This is a genomic window from uncultured Alistipes sp., assembly GCF_902388705.1.
In the GTDB taxonomy this organism is placed as follows: Bacteria; Bacteroidota; Bacteroidia; order Bacteroidales; family Rikenellaceae; genus Alistipes.
Genome location: NZ_CABMQJ010000026.1, coordinates 1 through 23,387 on the forward strand (window position 1 = coordinate 1; position 23,387 = coordinate 23,387).

The 23,387-nt window shown below is 62.0% G+C and carries 20 protein-coding genes and 1 pseudogene; 14 read left to right on the plus strand and 7 right to left on the minus strand.

Annotated features, from left to right (window positions below):
* From QZT71_RS07730 to QZT71_RS07755, 6 genes and pseudogenes are all read left to right on the plus strand, one after another.
* A pseudogene (locus QZT71_RS07730) lies at nt 1-263 on the plus strand (UDP-N-acetylmuramoyl-L-alanyl-D-glutamate--2,6-diaminopimelate ligase); the annotation flags it as partial.
* Nucleotides 264-425: 162 nt separating this feature from the next.
* A complete protein-coding gene (mraY, locus tag QZT71_RS07735; RefSeq protein ID WP_295914707.1) occupies nt 426-1,670 on the plus strand; it encodes a phospho-N-acetylmuramoyl-pentapeptide-transferase in 1,245 nt (414 codons plus the stop codon).
* A 10-nt stretch (nt 1,671-1,680) separates the two neighbouring features.
* Nucleotides 1,681-2,070 (plus strand): hypothetical protein, encoded by a 390-nt coding sequence (locus tag QZT71_RS07740; protein WP_295914709.1) that lies wholly within the window; start codon nt 1,681-1,683, stop codon nt 2,068-2,070.
* A gap of 26 nt (nt 2,071-2,096) precedes the next feature.
* On the plus strand, nt 2,097-3,446 hold the full coding sequence (gene murD / locus QZT71_RS07745) for a UDP-N-acetylmuramoyl-L-alanine--D-glutamate ligase (RefSeq protein WP_295914710.1): 1,350 nt from the start codon (nt 2,097-2,099) through the stop codon (nt 3,444-3,446).
* 4 nt (nt 3,447-3,450) lie between these two features.
* The gene (locus QZT71_RS07750; protein ID WP_295914713.1) at nt 3,451-4,893 is read left to right on the plus strand and encodes an FtsW/RodA/SpoVE family cell cycle protein; all 1,443 of its coding nucleotides are present in this window, start codon (nt 3,451-3,453) and stop codon (nt 4,891-4,893) included.
* Between the two features lie 4 nt (nt 4,894-4,897).
* The gene (locus tag QZT71_RS07755) at nt 4,898-5,293 is read left to right on the plus strand and encodes an RNA-binding S4 domain-containing protein (protein WP_295914714.1); all 396 of its coding nucleotides are present in this window, start codon (nt 4,898-4,900) and stop codon (nt 5,291-5,293) included.
* A gap of 213 nt (nt 5,294-5,506) precedes the next feature.
* Here the strand turns inward: QZT71_RS07755 and pth are convergent, their stop codons facing one another.
* Both pth and QZT71_RS07765 read right to left on the minus strand, forming a co-directional pair.
* A complete protein-coding gene (gene pth, locus QZT71_RS07760) occupies nt 5,507-6,070 on the minus strand; it encodes an aminoacyl-tRNA hydrolase (RefSeq protein WP_295914717.1) in 564 nt (187 codons plus the stop codon).
* Nucleotides 6,071-6,083: 13 nt separating this feature from the next.
* On the minus strand, nt 6,084-6,659 hold the full coding sequence (locus tag QZT71_RS07765; RefSeq protein WP_295914719.1) for a 50S ribosomal protein L25/general stress protein Ctc: 576 nt from the start codon (nt 6,657-6,659) through the stop codon (nt 6,084-6,086).
* A 203-nt stretch (nt 6,660-6,862) separates the two neighbouring features.
* Here QZT71_RS07765 and QZT71_RS07770 point away from each other — a divergent pair, with 203 nt between their 5' ends.
* The 8 genes from QZT71_RS07770 (at nt 6,863) to leuB (ending at nt 15,842) form a co-directional block, all read left to right on the plus strand.
* The gene (locus tag QZT71_RS07770; protein ID WP_295914721.1) at nt 6,863-7,423 is read left to right on the plus strand and encodes a sigma-70 family RNA polymerase sigma factor; all 561 of its coding nucleotides are present in this window, start codon (nt 6,863-6,865) and stop codon (nt 7,421-7,423) included.
* Nucleotides 7,420-7,746 (plus strand): hypothetical protein, encoded by a 327-nt coding sequence (locus QZT71_RS07775; protein ID WP_295914722.1) that lies wholly within the window; start codon nt 7,420-7,422, stop codon nt 7,744-7,746. Before QZT71_RS07770 ends, QZT71_RS07775 begins: the two co-directional genes overlap by 4 nt.
* Before the next feature lie 13 nt (nt 7,747-7,759).
* The gene (locus tag QZT71_RS07780; protein ID WP_295914725.1) at nt 7,760-9,241 is read left to right on the plus strand and encodes a DUF2807 domain-containing protein; all 1,482 of its coding nucleotides are present in this window, start codon (nt 7,760-7,762) and stop codon (nt 9,239-9,241) included.
* Nucleotides 9,242-9,594: 353 nt separating this feature from the next.
* Nucleotides 9,595-11,115, plus strand: a complete 1,521-nt coding sequence (locus QZT71_RS07785) for a 2-isopropylmalate synthase (protein WP_295914727.1) — start codon at nt 9,595-9,597, stop codon at nt 11,113-11,115.
* A 2-nt stretch (nt 11,116-11,117) separates the two neighbouring features.
* The gene (leuC, locus tag QZT71_RS07790; protein WP_295914729.1) at nt 11,118-12,494 is read left to right on the plus strand and encodes a 3-isopropylmalate dehydratase large subunit; all 1,377 of its coding nucleotides are present in this window, start codon (nt 11,118-11,120) and stop codon (nt 12,492-12,494) included.
* Between the two features lie 154 nt (nt 12,495-12,648).
* Nucleotides 12,649-13,242 (plus strand): 3-isopropylmalate dehydratase small subunit, encoded by a 594-nt coding sequence (gene leuD, locus QZT71_RS07795; protein WP_295914730.1) that lies wholly within the window; start codon nt 12,649-12,651, stop codon nt 13,240-13,242.
* Nucleotides 13,243-13,249: 7 nt separating this feature from the next.
* Entirely contained in the window at nt 13,250-14,791 is a 1,542-nt protein-coding gene (locus QZT71_RS07800; RefSeq protein ID WP_295914733.1) for an alpha-isopropylmalate synthase regulatory domain-containing protein, read from the plus strand.
* On the plus strand, nt 14,781-15,842 hold the full coding sequence (leuB, locus tag QZT71_RS07805; protein WP_295914736.1) for a 3-isopropylmalate dehydrogenase: 1,062 nt from the start codon (nt 14,781-14,783) through the stop codon (nt 15,840-15,842). Before QZT71_RS07800 ends, leuB begins: the two co-directional genes overlap by 11 nt.
* Nucleotides 15,843-15,977: 135 nt before the next feature.
* Here the strand turns inward: leuB and asnB are convergent, their stop codons facing one another.
* From asnB to ilvD, 5 genes are all read right to left on the minus strand, one after another.
* Complete coding sequence (gene asnB, locus QZT71_RS07810) at nt 15,978-17,651, minus strand: asparagine synthase B (protein WP_295914738.1); 1,674 nt, start codon at nt 17,649-17,651, stop codon at nt 15,978-15,980.
* 209 nt (nt 17,652-17,860) lie between these two features.
* A complete protein-coding gene (ilvC, locus tag QZT71_RS07815; RefSeq protein WP_295914741.1) occupies nt 17,861-18,907 on the minus strand; it encodes a ketol-acid reductoisomerase in 1,047 nt (348 codons plus the stop codon).
* Between the two features lie 35 nt (nt 18,908-18,942).
* Complete coding sequence (ilvN, locus tag QZT71_RS07820) at nt 18,943-19,461, minus strand: acetolactate synthase small subunit (RefSeq protein ID WP_295914744.1); 519 nt, start codon at nt 19,459-19,461, stop codon at nt 18,943-18,945.
* 12 nt (nt 19,462-19,473) lie between these two features.
* A complete protein-coding gene (gene ilvB / locus QZT71_RS07825; RefSeq protein WP_295914747.1) occupies nt 19,474-21,201 on the minus strand; it encodes a biosynthetic-type acetolactate synthase large subunit in 1,728 nt (575 codons plus the stop codon).
* A 15-nt stretch (nt 21,202-21,216) separates the two neighbouring features.
* Nucleotides 21,217-23,037 carry a dihydroxy-acid dehydratase gene (ilvD, locus tag QZT71_RS07830; protein ID WP_295914749.1) on the minus strand — a complete coding sequence of 607 codons (1,821 nt, stop codon included), beginning with the start codon at nt 23,035-23,037 and terminating at the stop codon, nt 21,217-21,219.
* Nucleotides 23,038-23,387 lie beyond the last annotated feature (350 nt).

Consider the following 23,387-nt stretch of genomic DNA (forward strand, 5'->3'; position numbering starts at 1 on the left):
CCATCTTCACCTCGGACAACCCGCGCCACGAATCGCCCGAGGCAATCCTCGACGAGATGGCTGCCGGCCTCGACCCCGGCACGCGCTTCCTGCGCATCGCCGACCGCGCCGAGGCCATCCGCACGGCCGTGATGCTCTCCGCGCCGGGCGACATCCTGCTCATCGCAGGCAAGGGACACGAAACCTACCAGATCATCGGCGACGTAAAGCATCCTTTCGACGACCGGGAGCAGGTGCGCAAAGCGTTCGGAGCGCTGCGATAAACCGATGGCCGGGCAGGCCCGCCATTCCGGCCGCACGGCGATGAGTCCCCTCCTGAAAGGCGATACCGAGACGGCACGGAGTTGTAAACACGGCCCGGAGTCGTGCGATAGGGCCGGCGGGGGCACAGAAACATACGAATCATTATTAACCGACTTTATAGAATGCTCTATTACATTTTCAAGTATTTGGACGAAGCCTACAACCTGCCCGGATCGGGCATGTTCCAGTACATTTCGTTCCGTTCGGCGGCGGCTATCATTCTCGCGCTGCTCATCGTCATCATCTTCGGCCGCAAAATCATCGACTTCCTGCGCCGCAAGCAGATCGGCGAAGAGGTCCGCGACCTCGGGCTCGAGGGACAGCTCCAGAAACGCGGCACCCCCACGATGGGCGGCGTGATTATCCTGCTGGCGATTCTCGTCCCCATCCTGCTGTTCGGGCGGCTGGACAACATCTACATCCAGCTGATGATCGTTTCGACCGTCTGGCTGGGGCTGATCGGCGGGCTGGACGACTATATCAAGGTTTTCCGCCACAACAAGGAGGGGCTCAAGGGCCGCTTCAAAATCGTGGGGCAGGTCGGCCTGGGCATCATCGTCGGCACGACGATGTGGCTCTCGCCCCAGATCGTCGTCCGCGAAAAAATCACGCAACCCACGCAGACGGTCTACATGAACCCCGACGGCTCGGTGCTCGAAACCGTACAGCGGAACGTGGTCATCAGCACCGAAAGCGCCAAGACGACCAAAACCACCATTCCCTTCATCAAGGACAACGAATTCGACTACGGGTGGCTCACGGGCGAAACCAGCGCCGCGACATGGCTGCTGTACGTGCTGGTGGCGATTTTCGTCGTCACGGCCGTATCGAACGGCGCCAACCTCACCGACGGGCTCGACGGCCTGGCCACGGGCGTTTCCGTCCCGATTGTAGCCGTGCTCGGCGTGCTGGCCTACCTCTCGGGGCACATCGTCTACGCCGACTACCTCAACATCATGTACATTCCCGACAGCGGCGAGCTGGTCGTCTTCGCGGCGGCTTTCGCCGGTGCGCTGGTCGGCTTCCTGTGGTACAACTCGTTCCCGGCGCAGATATTCATGGGCGACACGGGCTCGCTGTCCATCGGCGGCATCATCGCCGTCTTCGCCCTCTGCATCCGCAAGGAGCTGCTCCTGCCGCTGCTGTGCGGCATATTCCTCATCGAGAGTTTCTCGGTAATGATGCAGGTCGGGTATTTCAAATACACCAAACGCAAGTGCGGCGAAGGCCGGCGCCTGCTGCTGATGGCCCCCGTACACCACCATTTCCAGAAAAAGGGACAGTTCGAAACCAAAATCGTCCTCCGCTTCTGGATCATTTCGCTGCTGCTGGCGGCCATCACCCTCGTAACGCTCAAAATCCGTTAATCCCCGCTCCATGCACCGCATCCGCCTCACCGCCACCGCCCTGCTCGCGACCGCCTTCCACGGGCAGCCGTCACGGCAAACGGTGCGCCCACGAATCCCGGAACCCTACCCGGCACTTTCGGCCGGATTGACGGGACGCGCCGCCACGCAGTCGCCCGACCCGGCGGTACGCGACCGCCGGGCCCGAACATCCCCGGACGACGGACCGGAGGCATACACGCTCTACCCCAAACGGGAAACTGCCTCGAACGCCGGGGCCGCCGGGCTCGAAGACCTGCGCAGGATCGCCGTCCGCCAAGCGTGCGACCGGATGTTGGACTTCGGGCAGGTGAAAGCCGGATGGCCCGAATCCGAATGCGCCGCCCCGAATGCGGCATACCCGGGAATTTTCTTCGACTGAAACTGGGACAAAAACTAAAAATACAGATGAAACGCATCGCAGTTCTGGGCGGAGGCATCAGCGGCTACGGCTCCGCAATCCTCGCCAAAAAGAAAGGGTTCGACGTATTCCTCTCCGACACGGGGAAAATCGCCGACCGCTACAAAACCAAACTCGACGAATGGGAGGTACCCTACGAGGAGGGCGGCCACTCCGAAGATCGCATCCTCACGGCACAGGAGGTCGTCAAATCGCCGGGCATCCCCGACACAGCGCCCTTGGTGCAAAAGCTCCGCGCGGCGGGCATTCCGGTAATCTCCGAGATGGAGTTCGCAGGCCGTTACCTGGGCCGTGCCAAATGCATCTGCATCACCGGATCGAACGGCAAAACCACCACCACATCGCTCATATACAAGATTATGCGCGACGCCGGAATGAACGTCGCACTCGGCGGCAACATCGGCGAGAGTTTCGCCTACTCCGTGGCCACGGGCGATTACGACTGGTACGTCCTGGAGTTGAGTTCGTTCCAACTGGACGGCATGTACCGGTTCCGCGCCCATATCGGCGTGCTGATGAACATCACGCCCGACCACCTCGACCGCTACGACCACTGCTTCCAGAACTACGTCGATTCGAAGATGCGCATCACGCAGAACCAGACTTCGCGCGACTTTTTCGTCTACTCGGGCGACGACGAGGTAATCTGGCAGCAGCTTCCCAAATACGACCTGCGCATGAGGCAGCTTCCCTTTGCGGCGAAAAACGCCGTGGCGAGCGGTGCGGGCGACGCATTCCTGTGCGACGGGAAATTCACGGCGGCCGTCGGCAGGGAGTCGGTCGAAATCGACACCGGCAAGATGCAAATCAAAGGTCTGCACAACGCCTACAACGCCATGGCAGCGGCCCTCGCGACCCTCGCGGCGGGCGTCGCCCCGGCGAAGGTGCGCCGCTCGCTCTACGCTTTCGCACCCGTGGAACACCGCCTCGAACCCGTCCGGGAGGCCGGCGGCGTATTGTGGATCAACGATTCGAAAGCCACCAACGTCGACTCGGTATTCTATGCCCTGGAGAGCATGACGCGACCTGTGGTGTGGATTGCAGGAGGCACGGACAAAGGCAACGACTACGCCCCGCTCAAAGGCTTCGCCCGTGAAAAGGTGCACACGCTCGTCTGCATGGGCGTCGACAACGCCAAACTGGTGAAAGAGTTCACGGGCGTGGTTCCCGAGATAATCTCCACCTCTTCGCTCGACGCCGCGATGCAGGCCGCCAAAGCCGCCGCCAAAGCCGGCGACGCGGTGCTCCTGTCGCCTGCCTGCGCGAGCTTCGACCTCTTCAAGAACTACGAAAACCGCGGCGAACTGTTCAAGGCGTGGGTAAACGAAAAGGCATAAGACGATGAAACCCGGCGAACGGAAATACGCACAGGATACGCAGCAGGGCGTGGCGGAACCCTGGGAGCAGACGGCGGCCGAAACGGCAGCCGGAGCCGCCCGCAGGGAGGGTACGGCATCCATACGCGGACGGGCCTCGGCGCGCAGCGGAAATGCGGCGCGCGACGCCGGCACAGGCGACGCCGAAGCGCCCCGGGGCGAAACCGAAACCCCGGGAAAACCCCGCTTCCGCTTTTTCACGGGCGACCGCGTACTGTGGATCATCGTAGCCACGCTGGCCGTAATCTCGGTGCTGGTGGTCTATTCGTCGACGGCCAAGATGGCCTACGACGCCCATACGGCGCGCACGACGGCGCATTTCCTGCGCCAGCAGCTGATGATCCTCGTCGTCAGCCTCGTCGTCCTGGTCGCCGTGCAGAAAATCAACTGCCGTATCTACAACCTTTTCTCCCGCCCGGTTTATTTCCTGTCGGTCGCACTCACCGTCGCTGTCTATTTCATCGGCGCCACGACCAACGGCGCCGCCCGCTGGATACCCCTCGGGCCGTTCCAGTTCCAGCCCTCCGAGGCGCTGAAAGTCGCCACCGTGCTGTTCCTCGCACGGCAGCTGGCCGGACGGCAGTCGAAAATCGACAAAATACGCATCGTCCCGTCGCTCAAATTCTGGACGTGGCGCTCGTCGCGCGAGCAGCGCCGCATCTGGCGCGAGGGCACGTGGCCCATCCTGATGCCGGTCGTGGTATCCTGCGCCGTGATTTTCCCGGCCCACACCTCGTCGGCCGTGCTGGTATTCCTCGCCTCGTGGGTCATGATGCTCATCGGCCGCGTCCGCTTCGGCGAACTGATGAAACTCGTCGGCCTGGCCGGCATCGGCATCGTCCTCATCATGACGCTCAACCTCGGGCGCAGCGAAACCGCCGAGGGACGCGTTTCGACATGGATACACCTCTGGACCCGCTCGCAGACCGAGAAGCCCATCGAGCACCTCACCGACACCGAACGTTCGATGATAGCCATCCACAACGGCGGCGTCTTCGGCGAGGGAGCCGGGCAGAGCGCCATGCGCGTGGAGATGATTCACCCCGAGAGCGACTACGCCTACGCCTTTTTCGTCGAGGAGTACGGCATCGTCCTGGCACTGGCCTTGCTGATGCTCTACCTGTGGGTCTTCTTCCGGGGCATCGAGATATTCCGCCGCTGCGGAACGGCCTTCCCGGGACTGCTCGTACTCGGGCTGGCGCTGCTGATAACCTGCCAGGCGCTGCTGCATATCATGGTGACGGTCAACCTGATACCCGAAACGGGGCAGACCCTGCCGCTGATTTCGCGCGGCGGTTCGTCGACAATCTTCACCACCATTGCGCTGGGCATGATTCTGAGCGTCAGCCGCCAGAACGACGAACAGTCGCACGACACGCCCCGCAGCGAATCGATTTACGAAAAATAACGATATGGACGACATCAGACTCGACAAATACCTTTGGGCCGTGCGGGTGTTCAAGACCCGCAGCGACGCCGCGGACGCAGTCCGCAACAACAAAGTCACGGTGAACGGCTCTTTCGCCAAACCCTCGCGCGAAGTGAAAATCGGCGACGTAATCGCCGTCCGCAAAATGCAGGTAACCTATTCATACAAGGTACTCGACCTCGTATCGAGCCGCCAGCCGGCCAAGAACGTTCCCATGTATTGCCTCAACATCACGCCGCAGGAGGAGCTGGACAAACTGAACGTCCCCCGTGAAACGATTTTCGTATTCCGCGACCGGGGCACGGGCCGCCCGACAAAAAAGGAGCGCCGCGAACTGGACGGGCTGATGGACGAAATCTATTACGACGAAGAGGAATAGAAGAATAAAGGCATACTGCCCGAAACCCCCGCATGCCCCGAAATTATGCCGCATTCGCTGCGCGCATGGCACACGGCGTGATTTCTGCAGCGGAGCTGACGAACATTTGAAAATCTCTGCGGGAGAAAATGCAGAAACGGACAAAGTATCATGCAAGCACGATATATTGTCCGTTTCTGTGTTTCGAGCCTACGGCCCTTATCAAATGTTCGTCTATTTCTTGTTGAAGAAATTCATCGTGCGCTCCAGCCCGATGGTCGCGAACGAAAGTACCGCATCGCCGAAGACCTTCAACCGCTCGGGCAGCGCTTTCGCCTCCTCGTCCGACCACTCGCCCAGCACATAGTCGACCTGGTGGCCCTTGGGGAAATCGCCGCCCACGCCGAAACGCATCCGCGCAAAATCCTCCGTGCCCAGCAGCTCGGCGATATTCTTCAGTCCGTTATGGCCTCCGGCGCTGCCCCGGGGCCGCATGCGCAGCGTGCCGAACGGCAGCGCGATATCATCGGAGATGACCAGCAGGTTCTCCGGGGCGATTTTCTCGGCCTCCATCCAATAGCGGACGGCTTTGCCCGAAAGGTTCATGTAGGTCGAGGGTTTCAGCAGAATCAGCGTGCGGCCCTTGTGTTTCAGTTCGGCCACATCGCCGTAACGCGCCGTGGTAAAAACAGCGTTGGACGCCCCTGCAAGGGCGTCCAACACGTTGAATCCGATGTTGTGTCGGGTCCCGGCATATTCGGCGCCGATATTTCCCAGCCCAACAATTAAGTATTTCATACGCCGTCAGCGACTATTTCGCCGCAGCCTCGGCAGCACCGCGCGATGCACGGGTTACGCGGACTGCGCAGACAGCCGTCGTGGCGGGGGTAACGAACTTCAGGTTCTCGAACTCCAGGTCGCCTACGAAGATGGTCTTGCCGACGCCCAGTTCGGTCACGTCCACGACCAGTTCGTCGGGCAGGTTCTCGACCAGCGCGCTCACGATGAGCTTGCGGGCCGACAGGGCCAGCTTACCGCCGACTTTCACACCTTCGGCGTTACCCGTCAGGCGTACCGGAATGGCAATCGAAACGGGCTTGCCCGCAGCGATACGGTAGAAATCGAGGTGCAGAATCTCCTCGCGCACGGGGTGGAACTGTGCCTCGCGCAGTACGGCCTGCTCTTTCTTGCCGTCGACGTCGAACTCGACGATATAGGAGTTGGGGGTGTAGATCAGGGGTTTGATCTCGCGGGGGTCTACCGAAAAGGCGACCGACTCGCCGTTGCCCGACAATACGCAGGGTACCATACCCTCGCGGCGCACGGCCTTGGCCGCTTTCTTGCCGTACTCGTCACGCTTAACGGCCTTTACAGAAATGGTTTTCATAGCAATTTGTTTTTTAATGTGTTACCTGCGGCGGTTCTCAACACGGCCTCGCGGGCCGCATCCCAATTCCGCCTGTTTCGGACGGCAAAGATAAGGTAAATTCTTAAGAATCAAAAATCAGGGAGGAAAAATTCCTTTTCGGGAGAAAAATTTCGGTTTCGGATTTAACTTTCGCTACTTTAATGCGTCTTATATGCAAACCCATGGAGAAGACCCGCGACATACCCGGCAAAGAGCTCACCGCGCTGCGCGACCCCGAAACCCGGCGCGGCGCGTTCGACGGGTTAGTCGGGGAGTACCTCCGCCCGCTCTACTGGCATGCACGGCGGTTGGTGGTCGTCCACGAGGACGCCGAGGACGTGGTGCAGGAAACCTTCGTCCGGGCCTACGACAAAATCGGCTCTTTCCGGGGCGGCGACGGCGAATTGGGGGCATGGCTCTACCGCATCACCACGAATACGGCCCTGACGCTGCTCCGGCGGCGCAGGCCGGGGCTCTTCACTTCGCTCGACGAGGTGAGCCGCTCGCTGGCGGGCCGTGTGGCGGACGAATGCGGCGAGGACGCCGACCGGACGCTGGTGCGCTTCCAGCAGGCGATACTGGAATTGCCGCTCAAACAGCGGCTGGTTTTCAACCTCCGCTATTACGACCGGATGCCCTACGAACAAATCGCCCGCGTGCTGGGCCAGCGCGAACAGACGCTCAAGGTCAACTACCACCATGCGGTACAGAAACTGAAAGAGAAATTAACACGGGAACTATGAACCACGATTTCGAAAATATCGGCAGGGAACTGCCTTACGACCTTCCGCCGCAGAGCCTCGAAACGCTGCACGAGCGTATCCGCAGCCGCACCACCGTACGGCCCGCACCTGCGCCGCGCCGCGCACGCCGGATATACCTGGCGGCAGCGGCTACCGCCGCCGCGGTCCTCCTTCTCGCCGGACTGGTTCTCACCCAATACCGCGGCAGCGCCGGCACTCCGGCCCCCGACCTCGAGCAGATGCTCGCCACGACCCCGGCCGAAACCCTGCGGCAGGCCGCTGCGGAGAATTACGACGACATCCTTTACATCCAGCAACTTTAAAACCGACGAAAATATGAAACAGCTCCTTACTTTCCTCCTCGCCCTCCTGCTTACGCTCGCCGCAGGCAAGGCCGCAGCTTCCGGCAGCGACATCGTCCGGGCCGTTGCGGATGCCCGCGCCGCCATCGACGCGGCGGAAGAAGCCGCCCTGGAAAGCCAGTCGCTCGAAGAGCTGAACAAGGCAGCGCGCGAACAGGTCGTCCGCGAACTGGGGCTCTCCCCGCGCCAGCGCAAAGAGTTCGAGCCGCTCTATAAAGCCTACCGCGAGGCGCTCGACAAAGCCGTCGACGCCGGCGGCACAGCCCCGGGAACGGACGAGGCGTCCCAGCGAAACAGCCTGAAAACCAAACTCTCGAACATCGCGGCCACGGCGCAGGTCAAACGCGACTACGTCGATAAATTCGCCGCCGTGCTCACCGCCGAGCAAATCCGCCGGCTCTATAACACCGAGGGCAACATCGGCACCAACATCAAGCGTGCGGCCATCGACCGCAGCCGCATGCCCAAACGCCTGAAGGGAAGCGCCCGCATGGTGACGCAGGACTGGGGCAAGGCGGGCGACTACACGGCCGTCGCTGCATCGTCGTCGTTCGACATCACCATCAGCCCCGCGGCCAAAACCGTCAGCGTGACGGCGAACGACAACGTAATCGACTACCTCTCCATGGAACGCGAGGGCGGGAAACTGAAATTCCGAATCGACGCCAACAGCACGGAAAACATCTCCGTCAAGGTCGTTCTCCCCGCTTCGACGGCATTGAACGCCATCTCCGCATCGGGCTTCTCGACCGTCACGAACCTGCTGCCGATGAAAGGGGAGCACATCTCGGTAAACGTTTCGAGCAGCGCTTCCGTAAAAACCGACATCGAGGCGGGAACGTTACAGCTCAACGTCAGCGGCTTCGGGAAATTCTCGGGGAATATCCGCAGCGGCAAAAGCGACCTGAACCTGTCGAGCAGCAGCCGTATCTCCTCTCAAATCGTCTGCACGGGGACGTGTACGTTCGACGCGAGCGGCTTCGCCAACTTCTCCGGCTCGGTCGAAGCCCCCGTATTCAACGCCCGGCTGTCGAGCAGCTGCTCGGTCAAGGCCCCCGTAAAGGCGCCCCGACTGAAAATTTCCGCTTCGGGATTCGCGAAGTTCTCCGGCGCGATCGACTGCCAGACGGCCACCCTGGATGCGACTTCCAGCGCCTCGATCCGCGGCAGGTTCTCCGCATCGTCTTTCACCGCCACGGTCGCGGGCTTCGGCAGAATCGTCCTCGACGGCGAGGCGACGGTCGAGAGCGGCAAGGTAACCGCTTCTTCGTCAGGCATTTTCTCTGCCCCGAAACTGCGCGTGGCAAACTACGACATCACGGCGTCCGGCTTCGCACAGTCCGACATCTGGTGCTCGAACCACCTGAAAATCAGCGTAACCTCATCGGCCAGAGCAATCTACGACGGCCCCTGCACGGTAGAGTCCGTTTCCGACAATATCCGGCGCAGGAAGTAACGAAGCGTAAGTACAAACAACCATAAGCGTATTTACGGAAACGGGCCGTTCTTTCGGGAGCGGCCCGTTGGTTTTTATCCCCAATCCGCTAAAAAACGGCCCCGGGGGATCATTTTCCGAAATAAATCGACAGGCGTACGACAAATTTCAAACGGTTATAATCTGTAAGCTCTCCCCGCAGAAACCCGCCGGACTTTCGTCATATCTTCTTCCCGAATGCCGAATCTGTAATAAAAAACCCGCAGAACCGCACTCCGACAAGGTCGACACGGCAAACGAAACTTACGCAGCATGAAGGGATTCGCAAATATTTTTAATATATTTGTTGCCAAGGTTAGTTAGACTATCAGACTATGTGCGAAAAACTCTTTATTTTCGACACCACGCTCCGTGATGGCGAGCAGGTGCCGGGCTGTCAGTTGAACACCACCGAGAAAATCGAAGTCGCCAAACTTCTGGAAAGCCTCGGTGTGGACATTATCGAAGCGGGTTTCCCGATCTCCAGCCCCGGGGACTTCAACTCCGTACTCGAGATTTCGAAGGCCGTTTCGGCCCCGACGATTTGCGCGCTGACACGCGCCGTGAAAAAGGACATCGACGTGGCCGCCGACGCCCTGCGGCTGGCCAAACACAAACGCATCCACACGGGTATCGGCGTTTCGCCCCAGCATATCTACGACAAGCTGCGCTCGACGCCCGAGAAGATTCTCGAATCGGCAATCGAGGCGGTGAAGTACGCCAAACGCTACGTCGAGGACGTGGAGTTCTACGCCGAAGACGCGGGACGCGCCGACCCCGAATACCTCGCCCGTGTCATCGAAGCCGTCATCAAGGCCGGCGCTACGGTGGTCAACATTCCCGACACCACGGGTTACTGCCTGCCCCACGAGTACGGCGCGAAAATCAAATACCTCGTCGAACACGTTTCCAACATCGACCGGGCGATCATCTCCACCCACTGCCACAACGATTTGGGCATGGCAACGGCCAACACCTTGAGCGGTATCCTGAACGGCGCGCGGCAGGCCGAGGTGACCATCAACGGCATCGGCGAACGGGCCGGCAACACCTCGCTCGAAGAGGTGGTGATGACCCTGCGCTGCCACAAGGAGATCGCCATTGACACGAATATCGACGCACGGCTCATTACCAAGGCCTCGCACCTCGTGTCGAGCCTGATGAACATGCCCGTGCAGCCCAACAAGGCCATTGTCGGCCGCAACGCGTTCGCCCACTCGTCGGGCATCCACCAGGACGGCGTGCTGAAAGACCGCCAGACCTATGAAATCATCGACCCGCAGGACATCGGGCTCAACGAGTCGGTCATCGCCCTGACGGCCCGCAGCGGCCGCGCGGCACTCGTGCACCGGCTCGAACTGATAGGTTATAACCTCACGCAGGAGGAGTTGGACGAAACCTATGCCAAGTTCCTCGAACTGGCCGACCGGAAAAAGGAGATTCAGGATTACGATTTGCTCTACCTCGTGGGCGACATCGACCGCATGAAGCAGCAGACCGTATCGCTCAAATTCCTGCAGGTCACCACCGGCACGCTCGTCCCGACGGCTACCGTGGTGCTGAAATTCGGCGACCACGAACGCATGGCCATCGCCACGGGCAACGGCCCGGTCGATGCGGCCGTATCGGCCATCAAGAGCCTTATCAACGAAAAGGTGGTGCTCATGGAGTTCCTCATGCAGGCCATCACCAGGGGGTCGAACGATGTCGGCCGCGTACACGTACAGGTACGGTGCGGCAACCGCACCGTACACGGCTTCGCGGCGCACACCGATACCACGCGGGCGTCGATCGAGGCGTTCCTCGACGCACTGCGCGTACTGAACGTAACCGAACGCAAAGAAAAGGAGGCATAAGGATGGGAAAAACCCTTTTGGACAAAATCTGGGATGCGCACACCGTGCGCACCGAGGACGGCGGCCGCTCGGTGCTCTACATCGACCGCCAGTACATACACGAGGTGACGTCGCCCGTAGCCTTCGCCGGGCTCGAACGGCGCGGCATCGGCGTGGCACGCCCGGCGCAAATCACCGCCACGGCCGACCACAACATCCCGACCGTCGACCAGCACCTGCCCATTGCCGAGCCCGAATCGCGGCGGCAGGTCGAGGCGCTGGCGGCCAACTGCGACAAGTTCGGCATCGAGCACTTCGGCGTGGGCAACCCGCGCCAGGGCATCGTGCACATCATCGGCCCCGAACTGGGCTTCACGCAGCCGGGCATGACCATCGTCTGCGGCGACAGCCACACCTCGACGCACGGAGCGCTGGGCGCCGTGGCGTTCGGCGTGGGTACATCCGAGGTCGAAATGGTCTTCGCCAGCCAGTGCATCATCCAGTCCAGGCCGCGCAGCATGCGCATCACGGTCGACGGAACGCTGCGTCGGGGCGTCGAGGCCAAAGACATCATCCTCTACATCATCTCGCAGCTCACCGCCTCGGGCGGCACGGGCTACTTCATCGAGTTCGCGGGCGAAGCCATCCGGTCGCTTTCGATGGAGGGCCGCATGACCGTCTGCAACATGAGCATCGAGTGCGGGGCGCGGGGCGGCATGATCGCTCCCGACCAGACCACGTTCGACTACCTCCGGGGCCGTGAACGCGCGCCGCAGGGGGCCGCGTTCGACGAGGCCGTCGCCCGCTGGAAAGACCTCTGCAGCGACCCGGACGCCCGCTTCGACAAGGAGTACCGTTTCGACGCCGCCGACATCGCCCCGATGATTACTTACGGCACCAATCCCGGCATGGGCATGGCCGTCGATGCGGCGATTCCCGCCGGTGCAGATGCCAAAGCGCTGGAATACATGGGATTCGAACCCGGCGAAAAACTGCTGGGCAAGCCTGTCGACTATGTTTTCGTCGGCAGCTGCACCAACGGCCGCATCGAAGACCTGCGGCGTTTTACGAAACTGGTAGCAGGCCGCCGCAAGGCCGAAGGTGTCACGGCATGGATTGTCCCCGGCTCGAAAGGCGTCGAAGCCGCCGCACGGGCCGAGGGGCTGGACAAAATCCTCGCCGCCGCGGGCTTCGAACTCCGCCAGCCGGGCTGCTCGGCCTGTCTGGCAATGAACGCCGACAAGATTCCGGCAGGCATGTACAGCGTTTCGACCTCGAACCGCAATTTCGAGGGCCGGCAGGGTCCCGGGGCGCGCACCCTGCTCGCAGGCATCGCCGTCGCCGCCGCGGCGGCCGTAAGCGGCCGCATCGAAGACCCGCGCAAATTCTTCGAATTATAAAAACAGATAACCCCGCTTCGGACGGCCAATCACTGCCGCCGCCGCCCGCGTCGTCGGAAAAACCGTCCCGAACCCCAGCCCCGGACAGGGATTTGCAAACCGCTTCGCGGCAATGCGGCCGCTGCCGGAGCCGGGCCGAAAAAACAAAACCGATATGGCCATACCCAAATTCGAAACCTTCACGTCGGGGGCCGTGCCCGTCCGCGTGGAAAACATAGATACCGACCAGATTATCCCGGCGCGCTTCCTCAAAGCCACCGAGCGCAAAGGCTTCGGCGACAACCTCTTCCGCGACTGGCGCTACGACGCCGCGGGACAAAAGGTCGCCTCGTTCCCGCTCAACGACGGCCGCTATGCGGGCAAAATCCTCGTCGCAGGCCGCAACTTCGGCTGCGGCAGTTCGCGCGAACACGCCGCATGGGCCATCGCCGACTACGGCTTCCGCGTGGTGGTGTCGAGCTTCTTCGCCGACATCTTCCGCAACAACGCCCTCAACAACGGCCTGCTGCCCATTACGGTAAGCGAGGAGTTCCTCGCCGAGGTCTTCGCTGCCGTCGACGCCGACCCCGCGGCGCGTTTCACGGTCGATTTGGACAACCAGACGCTCACCATCTGCGCCACGGGCCGCAGCGAGCGGTTCGAAATCGACGCCTACAAGAAGCGCTGCCTGCAGAACGGCTACGACGACGTGGACTACCTGTGCAGCATCTCGGAGCAAATCGCAACGTTCGAAGCCGGACGCAAATAGCCCGAAGATGCTTCCCCCTGTCGAAATAATGGACACCACGCTGCGCGACGGCGAGCAGACCTCGGGCGTTTCCTTCAACGCCCGTGAAAAACTCTCCATCGCCCGGCTGCTGCTGGAGGAACTGCGCGTCAGCCGCATCGAAATCGCCTCGGCGCGGGTTTCGAACGGCGAGCAGGAAGCCGTGCGGCGCATCGCCGAATGGGCCGCCTCCAAGGGATATACCGACCGCGTAGAGGCGCTGGGATTCATCGACGACGGCGTATCGCTCGACTGGCTGGGCGAGGCGGGGTGCCGCGTGGTGAACCTGCTGACCAAAGGGTCGCTCAAACACTGCCGCGAACAACTGCGCCGCACGCCCGGTGAGCACCTCGCCGACGTTCGCGCCACGATCGACCGCGCCGTCGGCCGCGGAATGAAGGTGAACGTCTACCTCGAAGACTGGTCGAACGGCATGCAGCACTCGCCCGAATACGTCTATGCGATGCTCGACGGACTGGCCGACGCTCCCGTGCAGCGGTTCATGTGCCCCGATACGCTGGGCGTACTCGACCCTTACGCCACCGAGCGTTTCTGCCGTGAGCTGGTGCAGCGCTACCCCCAACTGCGCTTCGACTTCCACGCGCACAACGACTACGACCTCGCGGTGGCCAATACCGCGGCGGCCGTCCGGGGCGGGTTCCACGGCGTCCACGTAACCATCAACGGCTTGGGCGAACGAGCCGGGAACGCCCCCCTGTCGAGCACGGTCGCCGTCCTGCACGACCGCCTGCACCGCGCGACGGGCATCGACGAGCGGAAAATCAACCATGTCAGCCGCATGGTCGAAACCTACACCGGCATCCGCATCCCCGCAAACCGGCCCATCGTCGGCGAAAGCGTCTTCACGCAGTGCGCCGGCATCCACGCCGACGGCGACAACAAAAACAACCTCTACTTCAACGAATTGCTGCCCGAACGGTTCGGCCGCGTGCGCGAATACGCCCTGGGCAAGACCTCGGGCAAGGCCAACATCCTCAAAAACCTCGAGGCGCTGGGCATCGAGCTCGACGAGGCTTCGATGCGCAAGGTGACCGAACGGGTCGTCGAGTTGAGCGACAAGAAAGAGCTGGTGACCACCGAAGACCTGCCCTACATCATCGCCGACATACTCCGCTACGACCTGGCCGAAAACCCCGTCCGCATCCTCAACTACAGCCTCTCGCTCGCACAGGGACTGCATCCCGTGGCTACGCTCAAAATCGAAATCAACGACCGCGCGTACGAGCAGACCTCGGCCGGCGACGGCCAGTACGACGCGTTCATGCGGGCCCTGCGGCAAATTTACAAGCACCAGCTCGGACGCGAGTTCCCCATGCTGCGCAACTACACCGTTTCAATCCCGCCCGGCGGCCGCACCGATGCCTTCGTGCAGACAATCATCACCTGGGAGATGGCCGGCAAAGTCTTCAAGACACGGGGGCTGGACGCCGACCAGACCGAAGCCGCCATCAAGGCGACCATCAAGATGCTGAACATAATCGAAATAAATTACAACGACCATGGATGTTAACATAGCCCTTTTAGCCGGCGACGGCATCGGCCCCGAGATTATCGCCGAGGCCACGAAAGTGTTGAACCGTGTAGCGGAAAAATTCGGACACCATTTCGAATACCGCGAAGCGCTGGTAGGCGCCTGCGCCATCGACGCCACCGGCGACCCCTATCCCGACCGGACGCACCGCATCTGCCTCGAAGCCGATGCCGTGCTGTTCGGGGCCATCGGCGACCCGAAATACGACAACAACCCCAAATCGCCCGTACGTCCCGAGCAGGGGCTGCTGCGCATGCGCAAATCGCTGGGGCTTTTCGCCAACCTGCGGCCCATCGCACTGTTCGACACGCTCGCCGACCGCTCGCCGCTCAAGGCCGACGTGGTGCGCGGCACCGACTTCATCTGCGTGCGCGAACTGACGAGCGGCATCTACTTCGGCCGCCCGCAGGGCCGCAACGAAGCGGGAACGGAGGCTTTCGACACCTGCACCTACACGCGCGCCGAAATCGAACGGGTACTGCACGTGGCATTCCGGCTGGCCATGAGCCGGCGGCGGCACCTGACGGTCGTCGACAAGGCCAACGTGCTCGAAACCTCGCGCCTGTGGCGGGAGGTCGCACAGGGGCTGGCCGGCCAATACCCCGATGTGGAGGTGGAATTCATGTTCGTGGACAACGCCGCGATGCAGATTGTCCGGCAGCCGACCCATTTCGACGTCATCGTCACCGAGAACATGTTCGGCGACATCCTCACCGACGAAGCCAGCGTCATCAGCGGTTCGCTCGGCATGCTCCCCTCGGCGAGCGTCGGGTCGGACGTGGCGCTCTTCGAACCGATTCACGGCTCCTATCCCCAGGCTGCGGGCAAAAACATCGCCAATCCGATGGCGACCATTCTCTCGGCCGCCATGCTGCTCGAGCACCTCGGACTCGACGCCGAGGGCCGCGCCGTGCGCGCAGCCGTCGATTGCGCCCTCACCGGAGGCGTCGTCACCGAAGACCTCGCGGCCCCGGGCGAGCGGCGCTGCTCGACCACCGAAGTGGGTGACTTCATCGCCGCACAGATTTAAGCCCCGGGCCACACTCCGGGAGCATTGCGGCCTGTCACACCTGCGGCGGAAGCTTCCGCCCGGCCCGCGAAAGAAACGGAGGCCCCGGCTCGATGAGCCGGGGCCTCCGTTTCATATCCGGGAATCCGTCCCGGATTATCCGTGCGCCAAATCGGTGTTGTGCACGCCCAGCACCGCACGGCCCGAGGGTTCGTTCATGTCGCGGAACGCCTTGTCCCAGGCCAGCGCCTCGGCCGTGCTGCACGCAACGGAAGGCACCGAGGGCACGCACTGCGCCGCAGTATGCGACGGGAAGTGCTCCTCGAAAATCGTACGGTAGTAATACTCCTCCTTGTTGCGGGGCGGATTAATCGGGAAACGCTCCGCGGCATGCTCCATCTCGCGGTCGGAAACCGCTTCGGCGGTGAGCTGCTTGAGGGTGTCGATCCAGTTGTAGCCCACGCCGTCGGAGAACTGCTCCTTCTGCCGCCACACGATTTCGGCGGGCAGCATGTCCTCGAAAGCCTTGCGCAGAATCCACTTCTCGATATGCCCGTCCCCGGCCATCTTCGCCGCCGGGTTGATGCGCATCGCCACGTCGAGGAACTCCTTGTCCAGAAACGGCACACGCCCCTCGACGCCCCACGCCGAAAGCGACTTGTTGGCCCGCAGGCAGTCGTAAAGGTGCAGCTTGCCTATCTTGCGCACGGTTTCCTCATGAAAGGCGCGCGCGTCGGGAGCCTTGTGGAAATAGAGGTAGCCGCCGAAAATCTCGTCCGCCCCCTCGCCCGAAAGCACCATCTTGATACCCATCGACTTGATGACGCGCGCCAGCAGGTACATCGGCGTGGAGGCGCGCACGGTGGTCACGTCGTAGGTTTCGATGAAGTAAATCACGTCGCGCACGGCATCCAGCCCCTCCTGCACGGTATAGTTGATTTCGTGGTGGACGGTGCCGATATGGTCGGCCACTTTGCGGGCGGCCGCCAGGTCGGGCGCCCCTTTCAGGCCGATGGCGAACGAGTGCAGCTGCGGCCACCACGCCCGGTCGCGGTCGTTCGATTCGACGCGGCGGTCGGCATACTTCTTGGCGATGGCCGAGATGATCGACGAGTCGAGTCCGCCCGAGAGCAGCACGCCGTAAGGCACGTCGGACATCAGCTGCCGCTTGACGGCGGCTTCGAGCGCCGCGCGCAGCGCCTGAATGTCGGCGCCGTTGTCTTTCACCGCATCGTACTCGAACCAGTCGCGTTTGTACCAGCGCACCATTTTCCCTTCCCGGCTCGACCAGTAATGGCCCGGCAGGAAAGGCCGGATGGTGCTGCACACCCCCTCGAGGGCTTTCTGCTCCGAGGCGACATAGAACTGTTCGTCCTTGTCCCAGCCGATGTAGAGCGGGATGACGCCGATCGGGTCGCGGGCAATCAGGTATTCGTCCTTCTCGATGTCGTACAGCGCGAAAGCGAAAATGCCGTTGATTTTCTCCAGCAGTCCGACGCCCATTTTCCGGTAGAGCGGCAGGATCACCTCGCAATCCGAACCCGTCCGGAAGTCATACTCCCCGGCCAGCTCGGCGCGAATCTCCTGATGGTTGTAAATCTCGCCGTTGACGGCCAGCACCTGCTTCCCGTCACTGCTGAAAAGGGGCTGTCCGCCCGACTGGGGATCGACGATCGACAGCCGCTCGTGGGAAAGAATCGCCCGCTCGCCACAGTAGACCCCCGACCAGTCGGGGCCGCGGTGCCGGATGTTTTTCGACATTTTCAGTACCTGCGTACGCAGTGCATCCGATTTCTGCCTGATGTCAAATAGTCCTACGAAACCACACATAGATTGATTGTTGTTGTATTATTACGTTACAAAACTGTTAATTGCCGGTCGCCTGCATCCCGCGGGGCAAATCCCGCGGCGGCGACACCAAGCCCCCGCCCGGGGCAGGGGGTTTGGGGGTAGGCCGGACTCACAAACGACGCCGGGGGCGGCGAATACGACCGGACGGAGCGCTAAACGGAATGAAAAAGCCGCCGGCGCCCGGGGTATCAGTTGTTCTCGGGGCGGAGCTTGCGCACCACGGCGCCCGTCTGCCACATCTCGCTCTCCCGCATCTCGCGCAGCTCCTCGTTGAGTTTCTCGCGGTAATCGGGCTTGCTGTTCAAATCGATCGACCGCTGGGCCTCGTTGCCGGCGGCGACCTCACGGTAAAGCTCCTCGAAGACGGGTTTCGTCGCGTCGCGGAAACGCTTCCACCAATCCAGCGCGCCGCGCTGTGCGGTGGTCGAACAGTTGGCGTACATCCAATCCATGCCGTTCTCGGCCACCAGCGGCATGAGCGACTGCGTCAGCTCCTCGACCGTTTCGTTGAAAGCCTCCGAAGGGGTGTGTCCGTTCGCACGCAGCGTATCGTACTGGGCGGCGAAAATACCCTGTATGGCACCCATCAGCGTACCGCGCTCGCCCGTCAGGTCGGAATACACCTCCCGCTTGAAGTCGGTTTCGAACAGGTAGCCCGAACCTACGCCGATGCCCAGCGCCACCACACGCTCGAAAGCGCGCCCCGTAGCGTCCTGGAAAACCGCGTAGCTCGAGTTCAGGCCGCGGCCCTGCAGGAACATGCGGCGCAGCGAAGTGCCCGAGCCCTTGGGGGCAATCAGGATTACGTCGACGTCGGCCGGGGGCACGATGCCCGTGCGCTCCTTGTAGGTGATGCCGAATCCGTGCGAGAAATAGAGCGCCTTGCCCGGCGTGAGGTGTTTGCGGATGGTCGGCCATACGGCGATCTGTCCCGCGTCCGACAGCAGGTACTGGATAATCGTGGCGCGCTCGGCGGCCTCTTCGATTCCGAAAAGGGTCTTGCCCGGCTCCCAGCCGTCGGCAACGGCCTTGTCCCAGCTTTTGCTGCCCTCGCGCTGGCCTACGATGACGTTGAACCCGTTGTCCTTGAGGTTGAGCGACTGCCCCGGCCCCTGCACGCCGTAGCCGATTACGGCGATGGTTTCGTTTTTCAGTACCTCGCGCGCTTTCTCCAGGGGAAACTCCTCGCGTGTAACGACATTCTCTTCAACGCCGCCGAAATTAATCTGTGCCATAGTTCTGTAAGTTTAAAAGTTTGTATTGAATTCGTTTATTGCCTGATTCGTTCGAGCTCCTCGAGGTACTCGTTCAGCAGCTCGCGCCGCGACTTGATGATGGCTACCGTGCCGCTGCGCACGAACTGCTGCACGCCGTAGGGCTGCAGCAGCCGGAACAGCGCCTGCGTTTCTGCCTTGTGCCCGGTCTTCTCGACGACGATATAGTCGTCGTCTATCTCCAGGATGCGGACATTGTGCTCACGCACGAGCTTCTCGACGTTGCGGCTGCGGGTCACCTTGTAAAGGGCGATCTCCTGCTGCACGACCTCCCCGGCCGTGTAGACGAACACTTTCAGCACGTCGATTCGCTTTTCGACCTGGCGGGCGAGTTTCTCGACCCGGTCGGCTTCGGTGCGCACGACAATCGTGAACTTGTGAATGCCCGCCAGCGCCGACTCGGAGGTCGTCAGGCTCTCGATGTTGACGTTGCGGCAGGTGAAGACCGTGGTGATCTGGCTCAGCAGACCCACTTTGTTTTCCGAAAAAACGGTGATGATATACTCCTGTTCCATATGTCGCTCGATTTACTCCAGTCGGATTGCCGATACGGGCGCCCCGGCAGGCACCATCGGGAAAACATTCTCGTCGCTTTCGACACGCACCTCCAGCAGGAAGGCACCCGCACAGGCCTGCATTTCGGCCACGGCTTCGGCGAGCTCCTCGCGCCGCTCGACACAACGGTAGGCGATGCCGTTGCCGCGTGCAATCAGCCCGAAATCGGGATTCGCCAGCTCGGTGAACGAATAGCGGCGGTCGTAAAAAAGATCCTGCCACTGCCGCACCATGCCGAGGAACGAGTTGTTCAGCAGGACGATTTTCACCGCGATTTGCGACTGGAAAATCGTACCCAGCTCCTGAATGGTCATCTGCAGGCCGCCGTCGCCGGCAAAGAGGCACACCTCGCGCTCGGGAGCTCCCAGTTTGGCGCCGATGGCCGCCGGGAGCCCGAAGCCCATCGTCCCGAGCCCGCCCGAAGTCACCATGCTGCGGCTGCGGCGGAACCCGAAGTAGCGCGCGGCGAACATCTGCTGCTGTCCCACGTCGGTCACCAGCACGGCGTCGTTGTCGTAGGCGCGGGCCACCGCATCGACCGCCTCGCCCATGCGGATACGGCCTCCGCCCGGGGCAAGGGCTTTCCTGATTACCGCCTCGTATTCGACCTTGTCGCAGGCGCGGAAGCCTTCGATCCACGCCCCGTGTTCGGCGGCCCGAATCCGCGCCGTCAGCAGCGGAAGGGTCTGTTTCACGTCGCCGACCAGCGCCACGTCGGCATGTACGATTTTATCTATCTCGGCCGGGTCTATCTCCAGGTGGATAATCTTCGCATTGGCGCCGAACGCGGCGGGGTTTCCCGTCACGCGGTCGTCGAAACGCATGCCCACGGCGACCAGCAGGTCGCACTCCCGATTCTTGATGTTGGGCCCGTAGTTGCCGTGCATGCCCAGCATGCCGACGTACTGCGGCAAATCGCTCGGCAGGGCCGACAGCCCCAGCAGCGTCGAGGCCGCCGGCATGCCGCTCTTTTCGAGGAAAGCGCGCATTTCGGCCTCGGCGTTCCCGAGGATGACGCCCTGTCCCACCATCACCAGCGGACGCTGCGCCGCGTCGATGAGCCGCACCGCCTCGGCGATACCGGCCTCATCGGGCACGGTCGCGGGAACGTAGCTGCGGATGGAGGTGATTTTCTCGTAGCGGAAAGGCGCCGTCCCGCACTGCGCGTCCTTGGTAATGTCGACGACTACAGGCCCCGGACGCCCCGAGCGGGCGATATAGAACGCCTTGGCAATCGCCCCGGGAATATCTTCGGTACGCTTGACCTGGCAGTTCCACTTGGTAACGGCCTGCGTGATGCCCACGAAATTGGTTTCCTGGAATGCATCGGTGCCCAGCAGCGACGAGCCCACCTGCCCGGTCACGAGCACCAGCGGCGTGGAGTCCATCAGCGCGTCGGCCAGTCCGGTCACGGTATTCGTAGCCCCGGGGCCGGAGGTGACCAGGCACACCCCGACGCGGCCGCTCACGCGGGCGTAGCCCTGTGCGGCGTGCACGGCGCCCTGTTCATGGCGGACAAGGATGTGGCGCAGGCGGTCGCGGTAGTCGTAAAGGGCGTCGTATACGGGAATGATCGCGCCTCCGGGATACCCGAAAAGGGTATCGACCCCCTCGCGCAGGAACGATTCGATGAGGGCCTGCGACCCCGTGATACAGGGAGCGGGCTGTTCCCCGGCTTTAATCTTTTCGGTCGTATTCATAGCTGTCCTGTTTGATTATTCTTCATCGACGATTCGTACGGCTCCCCTGTCCGCCGAGCTTACCAGCTGCGCATAGGCGCGCAGCGACGCGGGAACACGGCGATCGCGCGACACGGGACGGAAACGCTTCTGCGCCGCCATGCGCGCAGCGATTTCGTCGTCGCCGACCACGAGGCGAATCGAGCGGTGGGGAATGTCGATTTCGATTTCATCGCCCGTGCGGACGATGGCGATCTCCCCGCCCGACGCGGCTTCGGGCGACACGTGGCCGATCGAAAGGCCCGAGGTTCCGCCCGAGAAGCGCCCGTCGGTAATCAGCGCACAGGCTTTGTCGAGGTGTTTGGATTTGAGGTACGACGTGGGATAGAGCATCTCCTGCATGCCGGGGCCGCCTTTGGGACCTTCGTAGCGGATGACGACCACGTCGCCAGCCTGCACCTCGTCGCCGAGGATGCCGTCGATGGCCTGCTCCTGCGACTCGTAGACGCGTGCCCGGCCGCGGAACACGAACAGCGATTCGTCGACGCCCGCCGTCTTGACGATACAGCCGCTGCGGGCGATGTTGCCCGTCAGCACGGCCAGCCCGCCGTCGCGGAAATAGGCGTGTTCCATATCGCGGATACAGCCCGCGGTGCGGTCCGTGTCGAGTTCGTCGTAATAGGTATGCTGTGCGCCCAGCTCCCGGCTGTAAAGTCCTGCCGGAGCGCTCGCACAACGGCGTTTTGACTCCTGCTCGACCGTGTCGCTGCGCACGTCGCAGGCGGCGATGGCACGGGCCAGCGTGCGGCCGTCGACACGCCCGGCCGTGGTATCGAGCAGTCCCGCGCGGGCGAGCTCGCCCAGAATCGACAGGATGCCGCCGGCGCGGTTCACGTCCTGGATATGGTAATGCGAATTGGGCGCCACCTTGCACAGCACGGGCACCCGGCGCGAAAGGCGGTCGATGTCCTGCATCGTGAAATCCACGCCGGCCTCGTGGGCCACGGCCAGCAGGTGCAGCACCGTATTGGTCGAGCCGCCCATGGCGATGTCGAGCGACATGGCGTTCTCGAAGGCGGCTTTCGTGGCAATCGAACGCGGGAGCACCGAATCGTCCCCCTCGAAATAGTAGCGCTCGGCGTTGCGGACGATGAGCGCCGCGGCCTGTTCGAACAGGCGGCGGCGGTTGGCGTGCGTGGCGACAATCGTGCCGTTTCCCGGCAGCGAGAGCCCCAGCGCCTCGGTTAGGCAGTTCATCGAGTTGGCCGTGAACATCCCCGAGCACGAGCCGCACCCGGGACAGGCGCAGCGTTCGACGCGCGCCACCTCCTCGTCGCTGCAACCCTTGTCGGCGGCCATCACCATGGCGTCGATCAAATCGAGCGCGCGGTCGCCCATGCGCCCCGCCTCCATCGGCCCGCCCGACACGAATACGGTGGGAATATCGAGCCGCATCGCGGCCATCAGCATGCCGGGGGTAATCTTGTCGCAGTTCGAGATGCAGACCAGCGCGTCGACCTTGTGGGCGTTGGCCATATATTCGACACTGTCGGCGATGATTTCACGCGACGGCAGCGAGTAAAGCATACCGTCGTGGCCCATGGCGATGCCGTCGTCGACGGCAATGGTGTTGAACTCCGCCGCAAAACAGCCGAGCGCCTCGATGCGCGCCTTGACATACTGCCCGATTTCATGCAGGTGCACATGCCCCGGCACCAGCTGGGTGAACGAATTGGCAATGCCGATAACCGGGCGGCCGAACTGCTCCTCCCGCATTCCGTTGGCACGCCAGAGGCTCCTGGCCCCGGCCATGCGGCGTCCCGTCATCGTGACGGCGCTTTTGAGTGGGTGTTTCATGTCTTCTCTTTTTCAACGTATCCCGTGCGGCCTGAAAACAAGAAAACCTTTCTCCTGGGAGAAAGGCTCTATACTATTATCCTATACGCATCACCTTTCTCCCGTTATCTCTCAAAGACGACGAGCAGCAGATTAATGACGTTGGTATACGAACAGTTCAGCATAAATAACCGTATTCGGGTAATGGTTTCGAAGCAAAGATAGGGATATAAAACCGTTTCTTCAAAATAATTTTGAAAAAAATTTAATATTGTAACAATCCGGAAACAGATACCCCTCTTGCGGTTTATATCTCGCCGTATCGGACGCAGTTTACTTACGATTTAAAACCGCATTTTTCCGCCTCAAAC

Excerpts from the sequence above, each read along its gene's own strand:
- mraY (WP_295914707.1), top strand. The coding sequence starts at position 426 with ATGCTCTATTACATTTTCAAGTATTTGGACGAAGCCTACAACCTGCCC.
- QZT71_RS07740 (WP_295914709.1), top strand. The coding sequence starts at position 1,681 with ATGCACCGCATCCGCCTCACCGCCACCGCCCTGCTCGCGACCGCCTTC.
- murD (WP_295914710.1), top strand. The coding sequence starts at position 2,097 with ATGAAACGCATCGCAGTTCTGGGCGGAGGCATCAGCGGCTACGGCTCC.
- QZT71_RS07750 (WP_295914713.1), top strand. The coding sequence starts at position 3,451 with ATGAAACCCGGCGAACGGAAATACGCACAGGATACGCAGCAGGGCGTG.
- QZT71_RS07755 (WP_295914714.1), top strand. The coding sequence starts at position 4,898 with ATGGACGACATCAGACTCGACAAATACCTTTGGGCCGTGCGGGTGTTC.
- pth (WP_295914717.1), bottom strand. The coding sequence starts at position 6,070 with ATGAAATACTTAATTGTTGGGCTGGGAAATATCGGCGCCGAATATGCC.
- QZT71_RS07765 (WP_295914719.1), bottom strand. The coding sequence starts at position 6,659 with ATGAAAACCATTTCTGTAAAGGCCGTTAAGCGTGACGAGTACGGCAAG.
- QZT71_RS07770 (WP_295914721.1), top strand. The coding sequence starts at position 6,863 with ATGGAGAAGACCCGCGACATACCCGGCAAAGAGCTCACCGCGCTGCGC.
- QZT71_RS07775 (WP_295914722.1), top strand. The coding sequence starts at position 7,420 with ATGAACCACGATTTCGAAAATATCGGCAGGGAACTGCCTTACGACCTT.
- QZT71_RS07780 (WP_295914725.1), top strand. The coding sequence starts at position 7,760 with ATGAAACAGCTCCTTACTTTCCTCCTCGCCCTCCTGCTTACGCTCGCC.
- QZT71_RS07785 (WP_295914727.1), top strand. The coding sequence starts at position 9,595 with ATGTGCGAAAAACTCTTTATTTTCGACACCACGCTCCGTGATGGCGAG.
- leuC (WP_295914729.1), top strand. The coding sequence starts at position 11,118 with ATGGGAAAAACCCTTTTGGACAAAATCTGGGATGCGCACACCGTGCGC.
- leuD (WP_295914730.1), top strand. The coding sequence starts at position 12,649 with ATGGCCATACCCAAATTCGAAACCTTCACGTCGGGGGCCGTGCCCGTC.
- QZT71_RS07800 (WP_295914733.1), top strand. The coding sequence starts at position 13,250 with ATGCTTCCCCCTGTCGAAATAATGGACACCACGCTGCGCGACGGCGAG.
- leuB (WP_295914736.1), top strand. The coding sequence starts at position 14,781 with ATGGATGTTAACATAGCCCTTTTAGCCGGCGACGGCATCGGCCCCGAG.
- asnB (WP_295914738.1), bottom strand. The coding sequence starts at position 17,651 with ATGTGTGGTTTCGTAGGACTATTTGACATCAGGCAGAAATCGGATGCA.
- ilvC (WP_295914741.1), bottom strand. The coding sequence starts at position 18,907 with ATGGCACAGATTAATTTCGGCGGCGTTGAAGAGAATGTCGTTACACGC.
- ilvN (WP_295914744.1), bottom strand. The coding sequence starts at position 19,461 with ATGGAACAGGAGTATATCATCACCGTTTTTTCGGAAAACAAAGTGGGT.
- ilvB (WP_295914747.1), bottom strand. The coding sequence starts at position 21,201 with ATGAATACGACCGAAAAGATTAAAGCCGGGGAACAGCCCGCTCCCTGT.
- ilvD (WP_295914749.1), bottom strand. The coding sequence starts at position 23,037 with ATGAAACACCCACTCAAAAGCGCCGTCACGATGACGGGACGCCGCATG.